At 70.0% G+C, this 13846-nt stretch carries 14 protein-coding genes; 8 read left to right on the plus strand and 6 right to left on the minus strand.

The window, feature by feature from the left end:
- Positions 1 to 188 (minus strand): glycoside hydrolase domain-containing protein (locus tag ACFV4K_RS29850; protein WP_379279410.1); only part of this gene is annotated, 188 nt, incomplete at its 3' end.
- Positions 189 to 319: 131 nt separating this feature from the next.
- On the opposite strand from ACFV4K_RS29850, the gene ACFV4K_RS29855 reads away from it, so the two are divergent.
- Complete coding sequence (locus tag ACFV4K_RS29855) at positions 320 to 1105, plus strand: VOC family protein (protein ID WP_357092295.1); 786 nt, start codon at positions 320 to 322, stop codon at positions 1103 to 1105.
- A 6-nt stretch (positions 1106 to 1111) separates the two neighbouring features.
- Here ACFV4K_RS29855 and ACFV4K_RS29860 read toward each other — a convergent pair whose 3' ends face one another.
- The 5 genes from ACFV4K_RS29860 to ACFV4K_RS29880 are packed head-to-tail and all read right to left on the minus strand — an operon-like array spanning position 1112 to position 6723.
- On the minus strand, positions 1112 to 1948 hold the full coding sequence (locus tag ACFV4K_RS29860; protein ID WP_379279411.1) for a hypothetical protein: 837 nt from the start codon (positions 1946 to 1948) through the stop codon (positions 1112 to 1114).
- A 46-nt stretch (positions 1949 to 1994) separates the two neighbouring features.
- A complete protein-coding gene (locus ACFV4K_RS29865; protein ID WP_357280672.1) occupies positions 1995 to 2690 on the minus strand; it encodes an ATP/GTP-binding protein in 696 nt (231 codons plus the stop codon).
- On the minus strand, positions 2671 to 3048 hold the full coding sequence (locus ACFV4K_RS29870; protein ID WP_357092287.1) for a DUF742 domain-containing protein: 378 nt from the start codon (positions 3046 to 3048) through the stop codon (positions 2671 to 2673). The genes ACFV4K_RS29865 and ACFV4K_RS29870 overlap by 20 nt, the downstream gene beginning before the upstream one ends.
- A 31-nt stretch (positions 3049 to 3079) precedes the next feature.
- Entirely contained in the window at positions 3080 to 3487 is a 408-nt protein-coding gene (locus tag ACFV4K_RS29875; RefSeq protein WP_213559341.1) for a roadblock/LC7 domain-containing protein, read from the minus strand.
- Entirely contained in the window at positions 3484 to 6723 is a 3240-nt protein-coding gene (locus ACFV4K_RS29880; RefSeq protein ID WP_379279412.1) for an ATP-binding protein, read from the minus strand. The genes ACFV4K_RS29875 and ACFV4K_RS29880 overlap by 4 nt, the downstream gene beginning before the upstream one ends.
- Before the next feature lie 330 nt (positions 6724 to 7053).
- Here ACFV4K_RS29880 and ACFV4K_RS29885 point away from each other — a divergent pair, with 330 nt between their 5' ends.
- The 7 genes from ACFV4K_RS29885 to ACFV4K_RS29915 all read left to right on the plus strand — a co-directional run bounded on the left by ACFV4K_RS29885 (position 7054) and on the right by ACFV4K_RS29915 (position 13803).
- On the plus strand, positions 7054 to 7743 hold the full coding sequence (locus ACFV4K_RS29885) for a response regulator transcription factor (RefSeq protein WP_357092281.1): 690 nt from the start codon (positions 7054 to 7056) through the stop codon (positions 7741 to 7743).
- A gap of 89 nt (positions 7744 to 7832) precedes the next feature.
- Positions 7833 to 9218 (plus strand): ATP-binding protein, encoded by a 1386-nt coding sequence (locus tag ACFV4K_RS29890; protein ID WP_379279414.1) that lies wholly within the window; start codon positions 7833 to 7835, stop codon positions 9216 to 9218.
- Between the two features lie 712 nt (positions 9219 to 9930).
- Positions 9931 to 11337, plus strand: coding sequence for a S1C family serine protease (locus ACFV4K_RS29895; RefSeq protein ID WP_379279418.1), 1407 nt, complete (start codon positions 9931 to 9933; stop codon positions 11335 to 11337).
- A gap of 98 nt (positions 11338 to 11435) precedes the next feature.
- Positions 11436 to 11930, plus strand: coding sequence for a MogA/MoaB family molybdenum cofactor biosynthesis protein (locus tag ACFV4K_RS29900; RefSeq protein ID WP_357280873.1), 495 nt, complete (start codon positions 11436 to 11438; stop codon positions 11928 to 11930).
- Positions 11927 to 12145, plus strand: coding sequence for a hypothetical protein (locus ACFV4K_RS29905; RefSeq protein WP_379092717.1), 219 nt, complete (start codon positions 11927 to 11929; stop codon positions 12143 to 12145). The genes ACFV4K_RS29900 and ACFV4K_RS29905 overlap by 4 nt, the downstream gene beginning before the upstream one ends.
- Positions 12146 to 12392: 247 nt before the next feature.
- On the plus strand, positions 12393 to 13067 hold the full coding sequence (locus ACFV4K_RS29910) for an MspA family porin (RefSeq protein ID WP_379279415.1): 675 nt from the start codon (positions 12393 to 12395) through the stop codon (positions 13065 to 13067).
- Between the two features lie 64 nt (positions 13068 to 13131).
- The gene (locus ACFV4K_RS29915) at positions 13132 to 13803 is read left to right on the plus strand and encodes an MspA family porin (protein ID WP_379279416.1); all 672 of its coding nucleotides are present in this window, start codon (positions 13132 to 13134) and stop codon (positions 13801 to 13803) included.
- Positions 13804 to 13846 lie beyond the last annotated feature (43 nt).

The following is a 13846-nucleotide window of genomic DNA, read 5'->3' on the forward strand; positions in this document are numbered from 1 at the left end:
GTGGTCTCCCAGTTGGCGACGATGGAAATCCCCTGTGCGCGCAGGTCATCCGCTTCGGCGGGGGTGAGCAGCTTGCCCGGCAGCGAGGGGCCGCCCTCGGGCAGGTAGCGAACCACGAAGTCGTAGCCGTTGGCCGTGATGGCACTCGGCGCGGGCCGACCTGCGGCGTAGTCCAGCCCGAAACGCATGACTCCCACTGTAATTCGACGGCGGTGCCGCCGGGAGCCGAATCCGAACCATCGCGGCGATCGATCGAGAGTGGTTGACTGGGGGCGCTTTGTGAGGTGCGTCACTGATGAGTGAGAACGGAGATTCGTAAATGCCTGTACGCGACGAGGCGTGGCCGCCCGGAACACCGTGCTGGGTCGACTGCCAGGTCGACGATCCGGCCAAGGCCGGCGAGTTCTACGCCGGACTGTTCGGCTGGGACATGCAAGGCGGCGGGGAGGAGTCGGGCGGCTACCTGATGGCGCTGCGGGACGGCCGCGCGGTGGCGGGCATCGGGCCCAAACCCGAGGCCGGGGTGCCCTCGGTGTGGACCACGTACTTCGCGGTGGCCGACGCCGACGCCTGCGCGCGGCAGGTGACCGCGGCGGGCGGCCGCCTGCTGGTGCCCGCTTTCGACGTGATGGAGTTCGGCCGCATGTTCGTGGCCGCCGACGCCTCCGGCGCGCCGTTCGCGGTGTGGGAGGCACGCGCCCACGACGGCGCCGCGGTGTACAACGAGCACGGCGCCTACGTCTGGAACGACTTGCACACCGGCGATTTCGAGGCCGCGAAGTCCTTCTACGCGGCGGTCTTCGGGTTCGCCTTCGCCGAATTCGACGACGAGACAACGCGATACGCCACCTTCACCCCGCCCGGCGGGACCGGCTCGGTCGGCGGCATCAACGACGACAGCGTGAACGGCGTCGCCCCCGCCCAGCCCTACTGGCTGACCTGGTTCCAGTCCGAGGACATCGATTCCGGGCTCACCCGCGCCGTGGAACTGGGCGCGACCGTGCTCATGTCCGCCACCGACGGACCGTTCGGCCGGATGGCCATCATGGCCGCGCCCCAGGGCGAGCTGTTCGGTCTGCTGGATCCCCGGGACGTGCCGCGCTAGTGCGGGTCAGAGCGCCGATTCCGGCCGGCGCGCACCCTGCTGCTGCGACGCGGCGTGCTGCGAGGCCGCCTGCAGCGACGTGCTGTGCGCGACCGCCGGATCGGGGGTCGCGATCGGGGCGCGGGCCTCGCGCCGATCCGGGGCGACCAGGATGGCGGTGATCGGAATCGCCAGCGACAGCGTGCCGATGATGAAGAACGGCACGAAGAAGGTGAACAGCACGTTCCCCTGCGGCGCGGGCGCGTTCGGGTCCACGTGCACCTGCAAACCGGTCAGTCCGGCGTAATGCATGCTGGTCACCAGGACCGCGTACACCACCGCGCCGGCCAGCACCATCGGCACCGAACCGACCCACAGGCTGAACCACAGGGTCAGCGCGGCGAGCACGAACGCGATCGCGTACACCGCGACGGTGGACACCAGGCCGCGGTCTGCGGTGCCCTGGATCCGGATGGCGCCCAGCAGCAGCTGGTGCACGTCGCCGATCCCGAAGGCCATCACGGCCGCCGCGACCAGCAGCCGCCACCACACCAGCGTCTTGCCGGTGATCAGCAGCGCCAAGAACACGGTGATCGCCGACAGCACCGAGAACAGCGTGATCGACAGGTTGTCGTAGCGCAGCTGGGTGCCGCGCACGTCGAAACCGAGCATGGAGACGAACACCGGCATCGCGACCCCGACGCCGCCGATCGACACCGCCGCCACGAAAAGCCATACGATCCGGAACTTCTGGGTCACCGACTTGGTGGACTGCCGAATGCACGCCAGCCCGCAGGCCGCCCCTGCGAACGACACGATCACCGCCAGCGCGATCACCCAGTAGCCCATCGAGAAGTAGATCATCCAGACACCTCTGTCCTTCGTAAGCCCGAACCCGGATGGGCGAACGTCAGCCGCGCTGCGCGGTTTCGCGCTGCGCCGTCATCAGCCGTTCGATCGCGTATTCGGTGACCGCGGCCAGCGACCGCCGCACCTCGACCGGGTCACGCGCGTCGATGTCCACGATCGGCACGCCCTCGCGGACGCTGAGCGCCTCGCGCAGTTCGGCGACCGGGAAGCGTGGCGCGTCCGGGAAGCGGTTGACCGCGATCAGGAACGGCAGCGACTTGGCCTCGAAGAAGTCCACGGCCGCGAAGCTGTCCTCGATGCGGCGGGTGTCGACCAGCACGACCGCGCCGATGGCGCCCTTGATCAGGTCGTCCCACATGAACCAGAACCGCCGCTGCCCGGGCGTGCCGAACAGGTACAGCACCAGGTTGCCGGGCAGGATGATGCGCCCGAAATCCATGGCCACGGTGGTGGTTTCCTTGCCGGGCGTGGCGGCGAGGTCGTCGACCCCGTCCGAGTAGCCGGTCACCATGGCCTCGGTGCGCAGCGGCACGATCTCGGAGACCGCGCCGACGAAGGTGGTCTTGCCCGCGCCGAATCCGCCCGCCACGACGATCTTGGTCGACGCGGTGCGCGACTCCTCGCCCGGCCGCGGCGGGTACTGCAGTCCCGGGTTCGGGAACTGCCCGGTCGTGTACGCCGGCCCCCCGTGCGGGCCGGCGGGGTAGCCTCCGCCGTTATAGGGCGCGGAGTCCATGCAGGGTCCTCTCCATCAGGGAGCGGCGCTCGTCGAAGGTCGCCTGATCGCTCAAAGTCGAATGCACACGCAGGGTTCCGGCGACCACCAGATCGCCGATGACGACCCGGACCATGCCCAGCGGACGGCCCAGGTGCGCCGCGATCTCGGCGACCGAGAGCCGGGCCGTGCCCAGCCGCAGGATCTCGGTGCGCACGTCGCCGGCGGGCCAGTCGAAGTGGGCGGTGTAGGACAGGGTTTCGACGACCGCTTCCAGCGGTAGCTCGACCGCCGGCTCGGTACGGCCGGAGGTCAACGCGTAGGGGCGAACTCGGGTGGTCGGTGGCCGGTTACCGCCACCGCCATGAGGATTGGTCATTTGCGACTCATCTAGGCAGTGTTCGACTCATCTAGGCAGTGCGGGCGGTGGCCGAGACGACGGAGCCGACCCGGTCGACCAGGAGGGCCATCTCGTAGCCGATGCGGCCGATGTCGTGCTGCTTGTTGGCCAGCACCGCCAGGTGCGAGCCATTGCCGACACTCATGACCAGCAGGTAGCCGCGCTGCATCTCCACGATGGACTGCATCACCTTGCCACCTTCGAAAAGCTGTGCGGCGCCGGCGGACAGGCTGGCCAGACCGGCCGTCACCGCGGCCAGCTGCTCACCGCGGTCGGACGGCAGGTGCGGGCTGGTGGCCTGCAGCAGACCGTCCGCGGAGACCAGCACGGCGTGCGAGACCCCGGGCACCTCCTTGGTGAAGCGGGTGACCAGCCAGTTCAGATTCTCATCCGTTGTGGTGCTCTGGGTGTCGGTCATGCATGCCCTCCGTCGTTGTACTGGGAGTCGACCCGCCCGGAGTGGACGCCGCTGAGATGCCTGCTGAGGCTGTTGCGGATCTCTTCCGGGTCACGGCCGGTACCGTCGTCCTCCTGGGCGACCGCGCCCGGCACCAGCTGGGCGCCGGGCCGCCGAATCGGCAGGCCGCCTTCGGTACGACTGGTTGTGGTCGGGTTGGCCGCGTCCTCGGCCGCGGCCCAGCCGACGTCCGAGGACGACGACCAGGCGGCGCCGGTCTGCTGCCCGTCGGCTGGTTCCACCAGCCACTCGGAGACCATGCGCTGGTAGATCGGGGTCGGAGCACCCTCGACCGGACGCAGGCCGGTCTGCGGCGCCGCCGGACGGGATCCGGCGGGTGCGGCCTCGTTGCCGCGAATAGCGTTGTCGCCGCCTCGAACAGCGGCTTCGCCGATGTCGCCGACGCTCACGCTGCCTGGGCCGGCGGTGGGCGGGAGCGTGGGGCGGTCGTTGTCGCCGAAGGCGCTGAAACCGTTGCCGAAGTAGCTGCCGGTGTCCGGGCCGTTGGGGTTCTCGACGTAGCCGCCGTTGCGGGCGTTGGTGATCGGCGCGGTCGGACCGGGGGCCGGTGCGAAGGACGCGGCCGCCGGGGTGAAGGGCTCCCGTGCCGCTGGCGTGAAGGGCTCGGGCGCCTGCGCGACGGGCTCGGGCGCCGGAACGAGGCGCTCGGGCACCTGGGCGACCCGCTGCGGCATCGGCGTGACCTGCTGGGGCGCGACCCGCTGGGGGAGCGGGGCGACCGTTTCCGCGGCCGGGGCGATCGGCTCCGGCGCGTAACCGGCCGGTTCCTCCGTGTCCGGCTCGGACCCGGGGGCCTGCTCGGAAACCGTGCTGTGCTCGGCCGATTCCGTGGACTCGGCGGCCTCGCCCCAGAAGCTCATGGGGGCGGGCCCCTGCGGCGCCGCGGGTTCGGGCCGGACGGCGCTCGCGCCGTAGGCCCGGGCGTCGTCGGGGGAGAAGGCGTCGGTGAATCCGTCGGAGAAGCGATCGGCCTGCGGCTGCGGCGGTTCCGGGAACGCGGGGACGATCGGGTGCTCACCGGTATCGGTGCCCGGCTTGCGTTGCGGCAGGCCGGAACTGGTGGTCGGGAAGCGGCCGGTCGGGGGCTCGGGCAGGTTCGGCACCGGCGTCAGCCGCGGCGGGTTGACCACGGGGTTCGGTCCGGTGATCGGTCCGACGGGCGGCGGAATCTGTCCCGGCGCCAGCGGAATCGGCCCGGAGGCGGCCGGAATCGGGCCCGAGGCGAGGGCCGCGGCCGGGATCGGCCCGGAGGCCAGGGCCGACGGCGGCATGGGCAGGGCCGTGGCCACCGGGTACTGACCGGTCGGGTCGCCGAGGCGTTCCGGCGCGGGCGAGACCAGGCTGCCCGGCAGGTGCACGCTGGCGGTGATGCCCGGCTGCTGCACCATGGCGGAGGTGCGGCGCAGGCTCACCGTGATGTGGTGCCGCTTGGCCAGGCGGCCGACGACGAAAAGACCCATGCGGCGCGCGGTCTCGACATTGACCTCGCCACCGGAGGCCAGGCGGTCGTTGATGCCCTGCAGGTCGTCGGCGTTCATGCCGAGGCCGCGGTCGGTGATCTCGATCAGGTAGCCGCCGTCCACCGCGCGCGCCACCGACACCGCGACCGGCGTGGTGGGCGGGGAGTAGCGCAGCGCGTTGTCGATCAGCTCGGCCAGCAGGTGCTCGATGTCGACGGCGGGCTCACCGGCCACGATGCCGTCGGGCACGGTGCCGATCTCGACGCGCTGGTAGTCCTCCACCTGGGAGACCGAGGACCACAGCATGTCCGACAGCGGCACCGGCGCGAGATGGCCACGGCGCAGCGCGGTTCCGGCCAGCACCAGCAGGTTGTCGCCGTTGCGGCGCATGCGGGTGGCGAGGTGGTCGAGGCGGAACAGCGACTGCAGGCGCTCGGAGTCGTCCTCGTCGCGCTCGAGTTCCTCGATCAGCGACAGCTGCTGCTCCACGAGGGATTGGCTGCGGCGCGAGAGGGTTTCGAACATGTTGCCGATCTGCAGGCGCAGTCGCGCCTGTTCGGCGGCCAGGTGGAGGGCCTGGGAGTGGATGTCGTCGACGGCTCGGGCCAGCTGCCCGATCTCCTCGGTGGTGTGCACGTCGACCGGCGAGATCTCCGGGGTCGCGCCGCCGGCGCGCACCACCTCGAGCTCCTGCGGCAGGTCGATGTGGGCCACCTGCAAGGCGTCTCGCCGCAGGCGGCGGACCGGCACGACCAGCGAGCGGGCCACCACCAGCGCCAGCGCGAGACCGGCCAGCAGCATGCCGATCACGATGGAGGTGTCACGCAGCACGTTGTTGCGCGCCTCGGTGGTGAGCTCGGACAGCTTGGCGCCCATGGTGCCCGCGACGGTCGCGACCTCGGAGGCGTAGGCGTCCGCGCTGCCGCGCAGCGAGTCCTGCATGGCGGGCAGGGTGCCCGGGTCGGGCACGTTCTGCATCAGGATGCCGACGCGGGCGCCGGCATTGTCCTTCAGCGTGTTCGCGTTCTGCGCCGATTCCGGCGCCATGCCGCGGTACACCTCGATCATGGTGATCTCGGCGCCGATGGCGGTGAGCAGCTTGGTCCGCAGCGCGGGGTTGGCGCCGGCGCCCGGCACCGCGAGCATGACACGCTCCTGGGTGAGCAGGCGCGAGGCGGTCAGGGCGGCGCCGAACTGCAGGAAGGACTGCTGCACCCGGAGGTCGCCGACGGTGGGCGCGCCCGCGAGCGAGTTCTGCGCCCGGGTCTGCACCTCGTCGGCCTGATCGCCGATGGTCTGGGGGGAGCTGGTGCGCAGGCTGTTGCGCATGGTCTTCGCGACCGCCATGGCGGTGCCCAGTTCCTTCACGACGCGGGGGTCGGCGTTGGAGGACTTGAGCGCGGTCTCCAGTTCGGCCTGGGCCTGGTCGAACTTGGCGGTGGCGGCGTCGAGGTCGGCGTCCACGTCCTGGTTGCCGCCGACGATGGCGGCGACCGCGAGTTCATTGGTGCTGGTGAGGAATTTGACCGTGGGGCGGAGCACGTCCATCTGCTCCGAGGCCGCGCTCAGTTTGGAGATGGTCTGCAATTCGCTGTTGATGCGCAGTACCGCGAAGGTCGCGGCCAGAAGCACCGGGAGCACCAGCACGATGCCGACCTTGCGGGTAACGGGCCAGTTGGACAGGCTGAATTGCCACGACCGGGGTGCTGCTTCCATCCCGCTTCCGTCGCCTCCGCTTCACGATTGACCCCCGGGTACGTATGCGGTTGTACGGCTTTGGGGTCGAGCCCGCGCAGAACCAACTAAGGGTCTTCTTTTCCGGCCTGCAACATACCGCGTGAGCTGAGTAACGGCAATTCGGAGGACGTAGTGTATAAGCCTCCGAATGCGGGCTTGCCACAACGGCTTTCGCGTCGAATTAGGTGACACTGCAACCACTCAGCATCGGCCGTTCGTAAAACACGCAGGTCATCTGCCTCACCCACCCGGCGTGTCGGAGGGGCCCTTCTCAGTGGACTCTCAGTCGTTGTGGGCAGACTGGTGGCCATGCGCATTCTGGTAGTCGACGACGACCGCGCGGTTCGTGAATCGCTGCGTCGCTCGTTGACCTTCAACGGGTACACCGTCGACCTCGCCGTCGACGGTCTGGACGCCTTGGAGAAGACCGCCAGTCAGCGACCCGACGCCCTGGTCCTGGACGTCATGATGCCCCGGCTGGACGGGCTCGAGGTGTGCCGCCGGCTGCGCAGCACCGGCGACGATCTGCCGATTCTGGTACTCACCGCACGGGATTCGGTGTCCGAGCGGGTCGCCGGGCTGGACGCCGGCGCCGACGACTACCTACCCAAGCCCTTCGCGCTGGAGGAACTGCTGGCCCGGCTGCGCGCCCTGCTGCGCCGCACCGCCGGCGACCCGGTCGACGCCTCCTCCGAGGCCATGTCCTTCGCCGACCTCTCGCTCGACCCCGTCACCCGCGAGGTCACCCGCGGCGAACGTCCGATCAGCCTCACCCGCACCGAGTTCTCGCTGCTGGAAATGCTGATGGCCAACCCGCGCCGGGTGCTCACCCGCAGCCGCATCCTGGAGGAGGTGTGGGGTTACGACTTCCCCACCTCCGGCAACGCGCTCGAGGTGTACATCGGCTACCTGCGCCGCAAGACCGAGGCCGACGGTGAGCCGCGGCTCATCCACACCGTGCGCGGCGTCGGTTACGTGCTGCGCGAGACTCCTCCGTAGGCAGGGCGCTCGTGGGTAGAGCCGTTCCCCGGCGGACCGCGGTCGCCGGACTCGGATCGCGGACGGAGAACGACGGACTTCGGCCGCCGATGCCGCTGACCCGTTCGGTGTCGCTGCGCTGGCGGGTGACGCTGCTGGCCGCCTCGGTGGTCGCCGTGGCCGTCGCCTTCACCTCCATCGCCGCCTACGCCATGGTGGCCCGGTCGCTGTACGCCGACGTGGACTCGCAGCTGCGGGCCCGCGCCTCGGTGATGATCGACAACAACCTCGACAGCCTCGGCTTCCAGTCGCTGGTGTTCGCGGGGCTCTACTCCAGCGATGTCGGGGTGGCGCTGGTGTTCGCGGACCAGTCGCAGTACGTGCCGCCGCAGACCACGATTCCGCCGATCGGCAATCAGGAACGGCAGGTGGCCCGCGGCGAGATCGGGTTCTCGCTGCGCACCGTCGACGATCAGCGGGTGCTGGCCCGCCGCACCCACTCCGGGTCGACGCTGGTGGTGTCGCAGCGGCTGCAACCGACCAAGGAAGTCCTGGACCGGTTGGCCTGGCTGTTGTTCGTGGTCGGCGGCTGCGGGGTCATCGTGGCCGCGGCGGCCGGAACCACCGTGGGCCGCACCGGGTTGCGGCCCATCGCCCGGCTCACCGCCGCCACCGAACGCATCGCCCGCACCGACGACCTGACCCCCATCCCGGTCACCGGCGACGACGAACTGGCCCGGCTCACGGAGAGTTTCAACACCATGCTGCGCGCCCTCGGCGAATCCCGGGAACGACAGCGCCGCCTGGTGGCCGACGCCGGCCATGAGCTGAAGACGCCACTGACCTCTTTGCGCACCAATATGGAACTGCTCATCGCCTCCTCCCGGCCGGGCGCGCCCCGCATCCCCGACGAGGACATGGCCGAACTGCGCTCGGACGTGATGGCCCAGATCGAGGAGTTGTCCACACTGGTCGGCGACCTGGTCGACCTGGCCCGCGAGGACGCCCCGGAAACCGTGTACGAGCGCATCGACCTCGGCGAGATCGCCGAACGCGCGCTGGAGCGAGTCCGGCGGCGGCGCACCGGAATCGACTTCGAGGCCCAGCTGCGGCCCTGGTTCGTCTACGGCGACGAACCCGGCCTGGAACGTGCCCTGCTCAATGTCCTCGACAATGCCGCCAAGTGGAGTCCGGAGGGCGCGCAGGTGTTCGTCACCATGCGCGAGAACGGGCGCGGACTGCTCGAGTTCGCCGTCGACGACGCCGGGCCCGGCATCCCGCCCGCCGAACGCGAGCTGGTGTTCGAGCGCTTCTACCGCACCACGGCCTCGCGCTCCATGCCCGGCTCCGGGCTCGGCCTGGCCATCGTCAAGCAGGTGGTGACCAAACACGGTGGCACCATCAACATCGACACTTCCGACCGAGGGGGCGCGTTGATCCGTATCGTTCTGCCTGGAGAAAGCGCACAGCCCCTGCCCGCCGAGGCGGAGAACTGAACCCGGAAAGCTCGGCGAAAAGCAAGCACGGTCTCAGTCCACTCTCAGTCGTTCCCGCCAGGCTTGGCGACGAGACTCGAGGAGAAAACGAGAAATGACCGAGGATTCGAACCAGCGGGGCACCGAGCCCGAAGGCCAGGCCGCCGACAACGCCGCCGCGGCCGGCGCACCCTCCGGGCCCGCCGGCGGGCAGCCCGCCGGGTCCGACACCACCGCGTCGGGCCTGCCGAAGCGCGATCCCGCGGGCGCGGGCGCTCCCGCCGCCGACTCCTTCAACGGCTTCGCGCCCGCCGGCCCGGGTTCGGCTCCCGGTGCCTTCCCGCCCCCGGCGCAGCCCGGCCATCCCGGAGCGCCCGCGGCGGGTCCCGCGTCGAGTGCTCCCGGTACGCCCGGCGCGCCCGGTTTCGGTGCGGCGCAATCATTCTCCGGCGGAGCGCCCCAGGCTCAGGGCGGCGATCCCCGGGCCGATCAGCCCGCCGCGGGCGCGCAGCCGCCCGCCGGTTCACCGGCCTTCGGTGGTCCGGCCGGAGCGGCGTACGGCGTTGCGGGGCAACCGGGTTCGGGTGCGGTCGATCCGGCCACCCAGGTGCTGCCCGGTGCGGCCCCGGCGGGTTTCGGCGCGCCGCAGGGCGGTCCCGCCTATGGGGCGGCTTTCGGTGGCGCACAGCCTTATTCGCAGCAGTACGGCGGTGGGACTCCGTCGACCGGGGAGATTCCGGGCGGGGGTTACGGGCAGGCGTACGCGGCGTCGGGGGCCGGGTACGCGGCCGGGCAGCAGCCCACGCCCGCCACGGGACAGCAGCCTGTCGCCGGGGCGGGGCAGTCGCCTTACGCCACGGGTCAGCAGCCCGCGTATTCGACGGGGCAGCAGTCGGCGTATTCGACGGGGCAGCTTCCGGCGTATGCGGCGGGTCCGCATCCGACGCAGGTGATTCCGGCCGTGCCCGGTGGTCCGGGTGGGCCCGGGGTGCCGGGTGAGCCGGGTCTCGCGTACGGCGGCGCGCCGGGGCCGAAGCGGTCCGGCCGCACCGGTCTGGTCGCGGGCGCGGTCGTGCTGGCGCTGCTCAGCGGCGGTATCGGTGGCGCGGTGGGCGCGCTGGCCACGCACGGCAGCGATCACGGCACGGTCAGCAATGCGCTCGATCAGCCCGCGGGCAATGGCAAGGCCGCGCCCGCCCCGGAGGGTTCGGTGCAGGCGGTGGCGCAGAAGGTGCTCGCCAGCGTGGTCATGATCCGGGTCGCGGGCGCGCGGGCCGAGGGCGAGGGCTCCGGGGTGGTTCTGTCCTCGGACGGGCTGATCCTCACCAATAATCACGTGGTCAGCGGCGCGGGCCAGAACGCCAAGATGGATGTGGCGTTCAATGACGGCTCGACCGCCCCGGCCACCGTGGTGGGCGCGGACCCGGTGTCCGACATCGCGGTCATCCGGGTGACCGGCAAGTCGAATCTGAAGCCGATCGAGCTGGGTCAGTCCGGCAATCTGCAGGTGGGTCAGGCCGTGGTGGCGATCGGTTCGCCGCTGGGCCTGGCGGGCACGGTGACCAGCGGTATCGTCTCCTCGCTGAACCGCCCGGTCTCCACCAGTGGCGAGCCGGGTTCGCAGGGCACGGTCATCGACGCGATCCAGACCGACGCGGCCATCAACCCGGGCAATTCCGGCGGCGCGCTGGTCGATATGAACGGCAAGCTGGTCGGCATCAACACCGCCATCGCCACCATGGGCACCGCCGAGTCGGCGGGCGCGCAGAGCGGCTCGATCGGCCTGGGCTTCGCGATCCCGGTGGACACCGCGCGTCGCGTCGCCGACGAGCTGATCAAGAACGGCAAGGCCACCTACGCCCAGATCGGTGTGACCGTGCGGGCGCAGGACGATGTGAACGGCGCGCGCGTGATGGACGTGTCGCCCGACGGCCCGGCCGCCAAGGCGGGCATCCCGAAGAACGCGATCATCACCAAGATCGACGACCAGATCGTGGACTCGGGCAATTCACTGATCGCCGGGGTGCGCTCGCACCGGCCCGGCGACAAGGTCAAGGTGACCTACACCGACGACCAGGGCAAGAACCCCAAGACCGTCGAGGTCACCCTCGGCGAAGCAGCCGCGGAGGGCGGACGATGAGCAACCGTGTCAATGGCAGGGAACCGGTACCGGCGATCCGTGTCACCTCCGACGGGGGATGGGAGCTGTTGTCGGACAAGGGCGCTACGGTGAGCACCATGGAAATCGATGCCGCTGTGGCGGGCCGTGCTCTTGTCGTGGTCGTCGACGATCGAACCGCCCATGGCGGAGTGGACTCGCTGGGTCCGCTGGTCACCGAGCTACTCACCGAGGCCGGGTTCCTGGTGGACGCCTCGGTGTCGGTGTCGGCCGATGAGGTGGAGATCCGCAATGCCCTCAATACCGCGGTGATCGGCGGTGTCGACCTGGTCATCTCGGTCGGCGGCACCGGCATGTCCCCGCGTGACGTGACGCCGGAGGCCACCGAGGAGGTGCTGGACCGGGTGCTGCCCGGGATCAGCGAGGCGCTGCGGGCGTCGGGCCTGGCCTCGGGTTCGCTGGACGCGGGCCTGTCGCGCGGTCTGGCCGGGGTGTCGGGCAGCACGCTGGTGGTGAACCTGCCGGGTTCGCGCGCCGCGGTCCGGGACGGCATGGCCACCCTGGGCCCGCTGGCGAGCAAGGTCATCGATGAACTGTCCGGTCTGTCGGAATGACCGACGCCGACACACCTGATTCACCCGAGTCGCCCCGTCCGGCCGAGCGCCGGGCGGGGTCTCGTCGTTTGACCCCCGCCGAACGCGCCCGGCTCGCGCGCGTCTTCGGCGACGAGCTGCCGTCCACGACCAAGGACGAGCGCACTCCCGAGCCGGATTCCGTTCAGTCCTCCGATGATTGGCTGCGCGCGCAGAAGCCGCCCCATCACGGTTGAGATTCGTTTACATCACGGCTGCCGAGAATTAGCCGTATCTCGGAGGCCGTGATTTGACGCGTCCTATATCTCTTTGTTGCCAATCAGTAGCTGTTGTGGCTAAAGTCTCTTCCGGGTCAACAAAGCTACGGCTGCATAGAAAATGAGCAGCGCGCTTGATAGTTGCTCCTGCCGAGTTCTGTGCCGTAGTGGGCCCTCTTCAACCCCGGTGGTCGGGGTTGTCCGCAAAAAAACTGATGAGGGAACAATGAGCGAGAACCGGACTGCCGGTTTGCGTTGGACCGCGCGTGCCGCGGGTATCGGCGCAGCCGCCTCCGTGGCTTTCGGCCTGCTGTCGACCGGCGCCGCCAACGCCGACACCTTCGTACCGTTGCCGGACGGTCAGAAGGTCGGAGCGGGCGTGACCATCAACCGTCTCGGCGAGCACGCCGTCATCTCGCCGTCGCTGTCGGCGAACGGCGCGGGCCGCACCGCCTGGCTCTCGGGCAAGGTCGTCGCCGACGTCACCGAGACCCCCGCGGGCACGGTCGGCCCGAACAACGGCCCCACCAACGGCCCGGGCACCAACAACTCCTCCACGCACGGCGCGTCGCAGGTCAACACCGGCTACATCATCGGCTGCCAGGTGAACATCGCCGACAACGCCATCTCCGCCGGCATCTCCGGCGGCGTGAGCCTGACCGGCGCGAATGCCGGCGGTTCCATCGGTCTGAACCTCGGCCCCGGCCAGGTGACCTTCCTCCAGATCAACTCCAAGGACGTCCTCGACGCGGGTCGCTACTCCATCGACTACAAGGATGTGCCGGTCGACGTGCAGGGCTGCGCGGGTTACGCCCAGGCGCGCGCCTACACCGTGGTCGAGATCATCGGTGACCACTACTCGAAGACCACCCTCTACGGGCAGCCGTTCAGCCTCGGCTGACGTGTGGTCAGACACCCGATTCATCTCTCGCGCAAGCGAATTCGACCTTAGAGGGAAAACCATCATGAACGTTCGCAAGACCATGGCGCGGGCCGCCGGGATCGGCGCCGTCGCCACCGCCGCCCTGGGCCTGTTCTCCACGGGTGCGGCCAACGCCGACACCTTCGTGCCGCTGCCGGGCGGCTCCATCACCGAGACCATGGACGACGGCACCATCGTCACCATCTCCATGACCGGCGAGTCGGCCAATATCAACCCGTCGCTGGGCGCGACCCCGCTGCACCGCAACGCCTGGGTCTCGGGCAGCGCGCGCGTCGAGCTGTCGGGCACCCACGGCAATGCCGGCGGCAAGATCGTCCCCGGTTACGTGGTCGGCTGCCAGGTCAACATCTCCGGCGGCGGCGCCAGCGGCGACTCGAGCGCGGGCGCCAACTACGACGGCTCGAGCCCGTCGGCCGGTGCGAATGTCGGCGGCAACCTGACCCTGGGCCCCGGCCAGTCGCAGGCGTTCTACGTCCTGGATCTGGAAGCGCCCGACGATTACGGCAGCGAGGCGCACTACAAGCGCAACGTGTTCTCGGGTAACTCCGGTTCGGTGACGTGGTCGGACGAGACCATCAACCTGAACGGCTGCGGCGGCTACGCGCAGGCGCGCTCGTTCATCGCGGTTCAGGTCGAGACCGATCATGTGATCACCGCCTACACGCTGTGGGGTCAGCCCTTCAGTCTCGGCTGATCAGTTTCCGCTTAGCGGAATGCCAAGGGGCCCGGTGCGATTA

This window comes from Nocardia sp. NPDC059764 (assembly GCF_042732555.1).
Taxonomy (GTDB): Bacteria; Actinomycetota; Actinomycetes; order Mycobacteriales; family Mycobacteriaceae; genus Nocardia.

Excerpts from the sequence above, each read along its gene's own strand:
- ACFV4K_RS29860 (WP_379279411.1), bottom strand. The coding sequence starts at position 1,948 with ATGATCTACTTCTCGATGGGCTACTGGGTGATCGCGCTGGCGGTGATC.
- ACFV4K_RS29880 (WP_379279412.1), bottom strand. The coding sequence starts at position 6,723 with ATGGAAGCAGCACCCCGGTCGTGGCAATTCAGCCTGTCCAACTGGCCC.
- ACFV4K_RS29910 (WP_379279415.1), top strand. The coding sequence starts at position 12,393 with ATGAGCGAGAACCGGACTGCCGGTTTGCGTTGGACCGCGCGTGCCGCG.
- ACFV4K_RS29855 (WP_357092295.1), top strand. The coding sequence starts at position 320 with ATGCCTGTACGCGACGAGGCGTGGCCGCCCGGAACACCGTGCTGGGTC.
- ACFV4K_RS29905 (WP_379092717.1), top strand. The coding sequence starts at position 11,927 with ATGACCGACGCCGACACACCTGATTCACCCGAGTCGCCCCGTCCGGCC.
- ACFV4K_RS29900 (WP_357280873.1), top strand. The coding sequence starts at position 11,436 with ATGGAAATCGATGCCGCTGTGGCGGGCCGTGCTCTTGTCGTGGTCGTC.
- ACFV4K_RS29870 (WP_357092287.1), bottom strand. The coding sequence starts at position 3,048 with ATGACCAATCCTCATGGCGGTGGCGGTAACCGGCCACCGACCACCCGA.
- ACFV4K_RS29885 (WP_357092281.1), top strand. The coding sequence starts at position 7,054 with ATGCGCATTCTGGTAGTCGACGACGACCGCGCGGTTCGTGAATCGCTG.
- ACFV4K_RS29915 (WP_379279416.1), top strand. The coding sequence starts at position 13,132 with ATGAACGTTCGCAAGACCATGGCGCGGGCCGCCGGGATCGGCGCCGTC.
- ACFV4K_RS29865 (WP_357280672.1), bottom strand. The coding sequence starts at position 2,690 with ATGGACTCCGCGCCCTATAACGGCGGAGGCTACCCCGCCGGCCCGCAC.
- ACFV4K_RS29875 (WP_213559341.1), bottom strand. The coding sequence starts at position 3,487 with ATGACCGACACCCAGAGCACCACAACGGATGAGAATCTGAACTGGCTG.
- ACFV4K_RS29890 (WP_379279414.1), top strand. The coding sequence starts at position 7,833 with ATGCCGCTGACCCGTTCGGTGTCGCTGCGCTGGCGGGTGACGCTGCTG.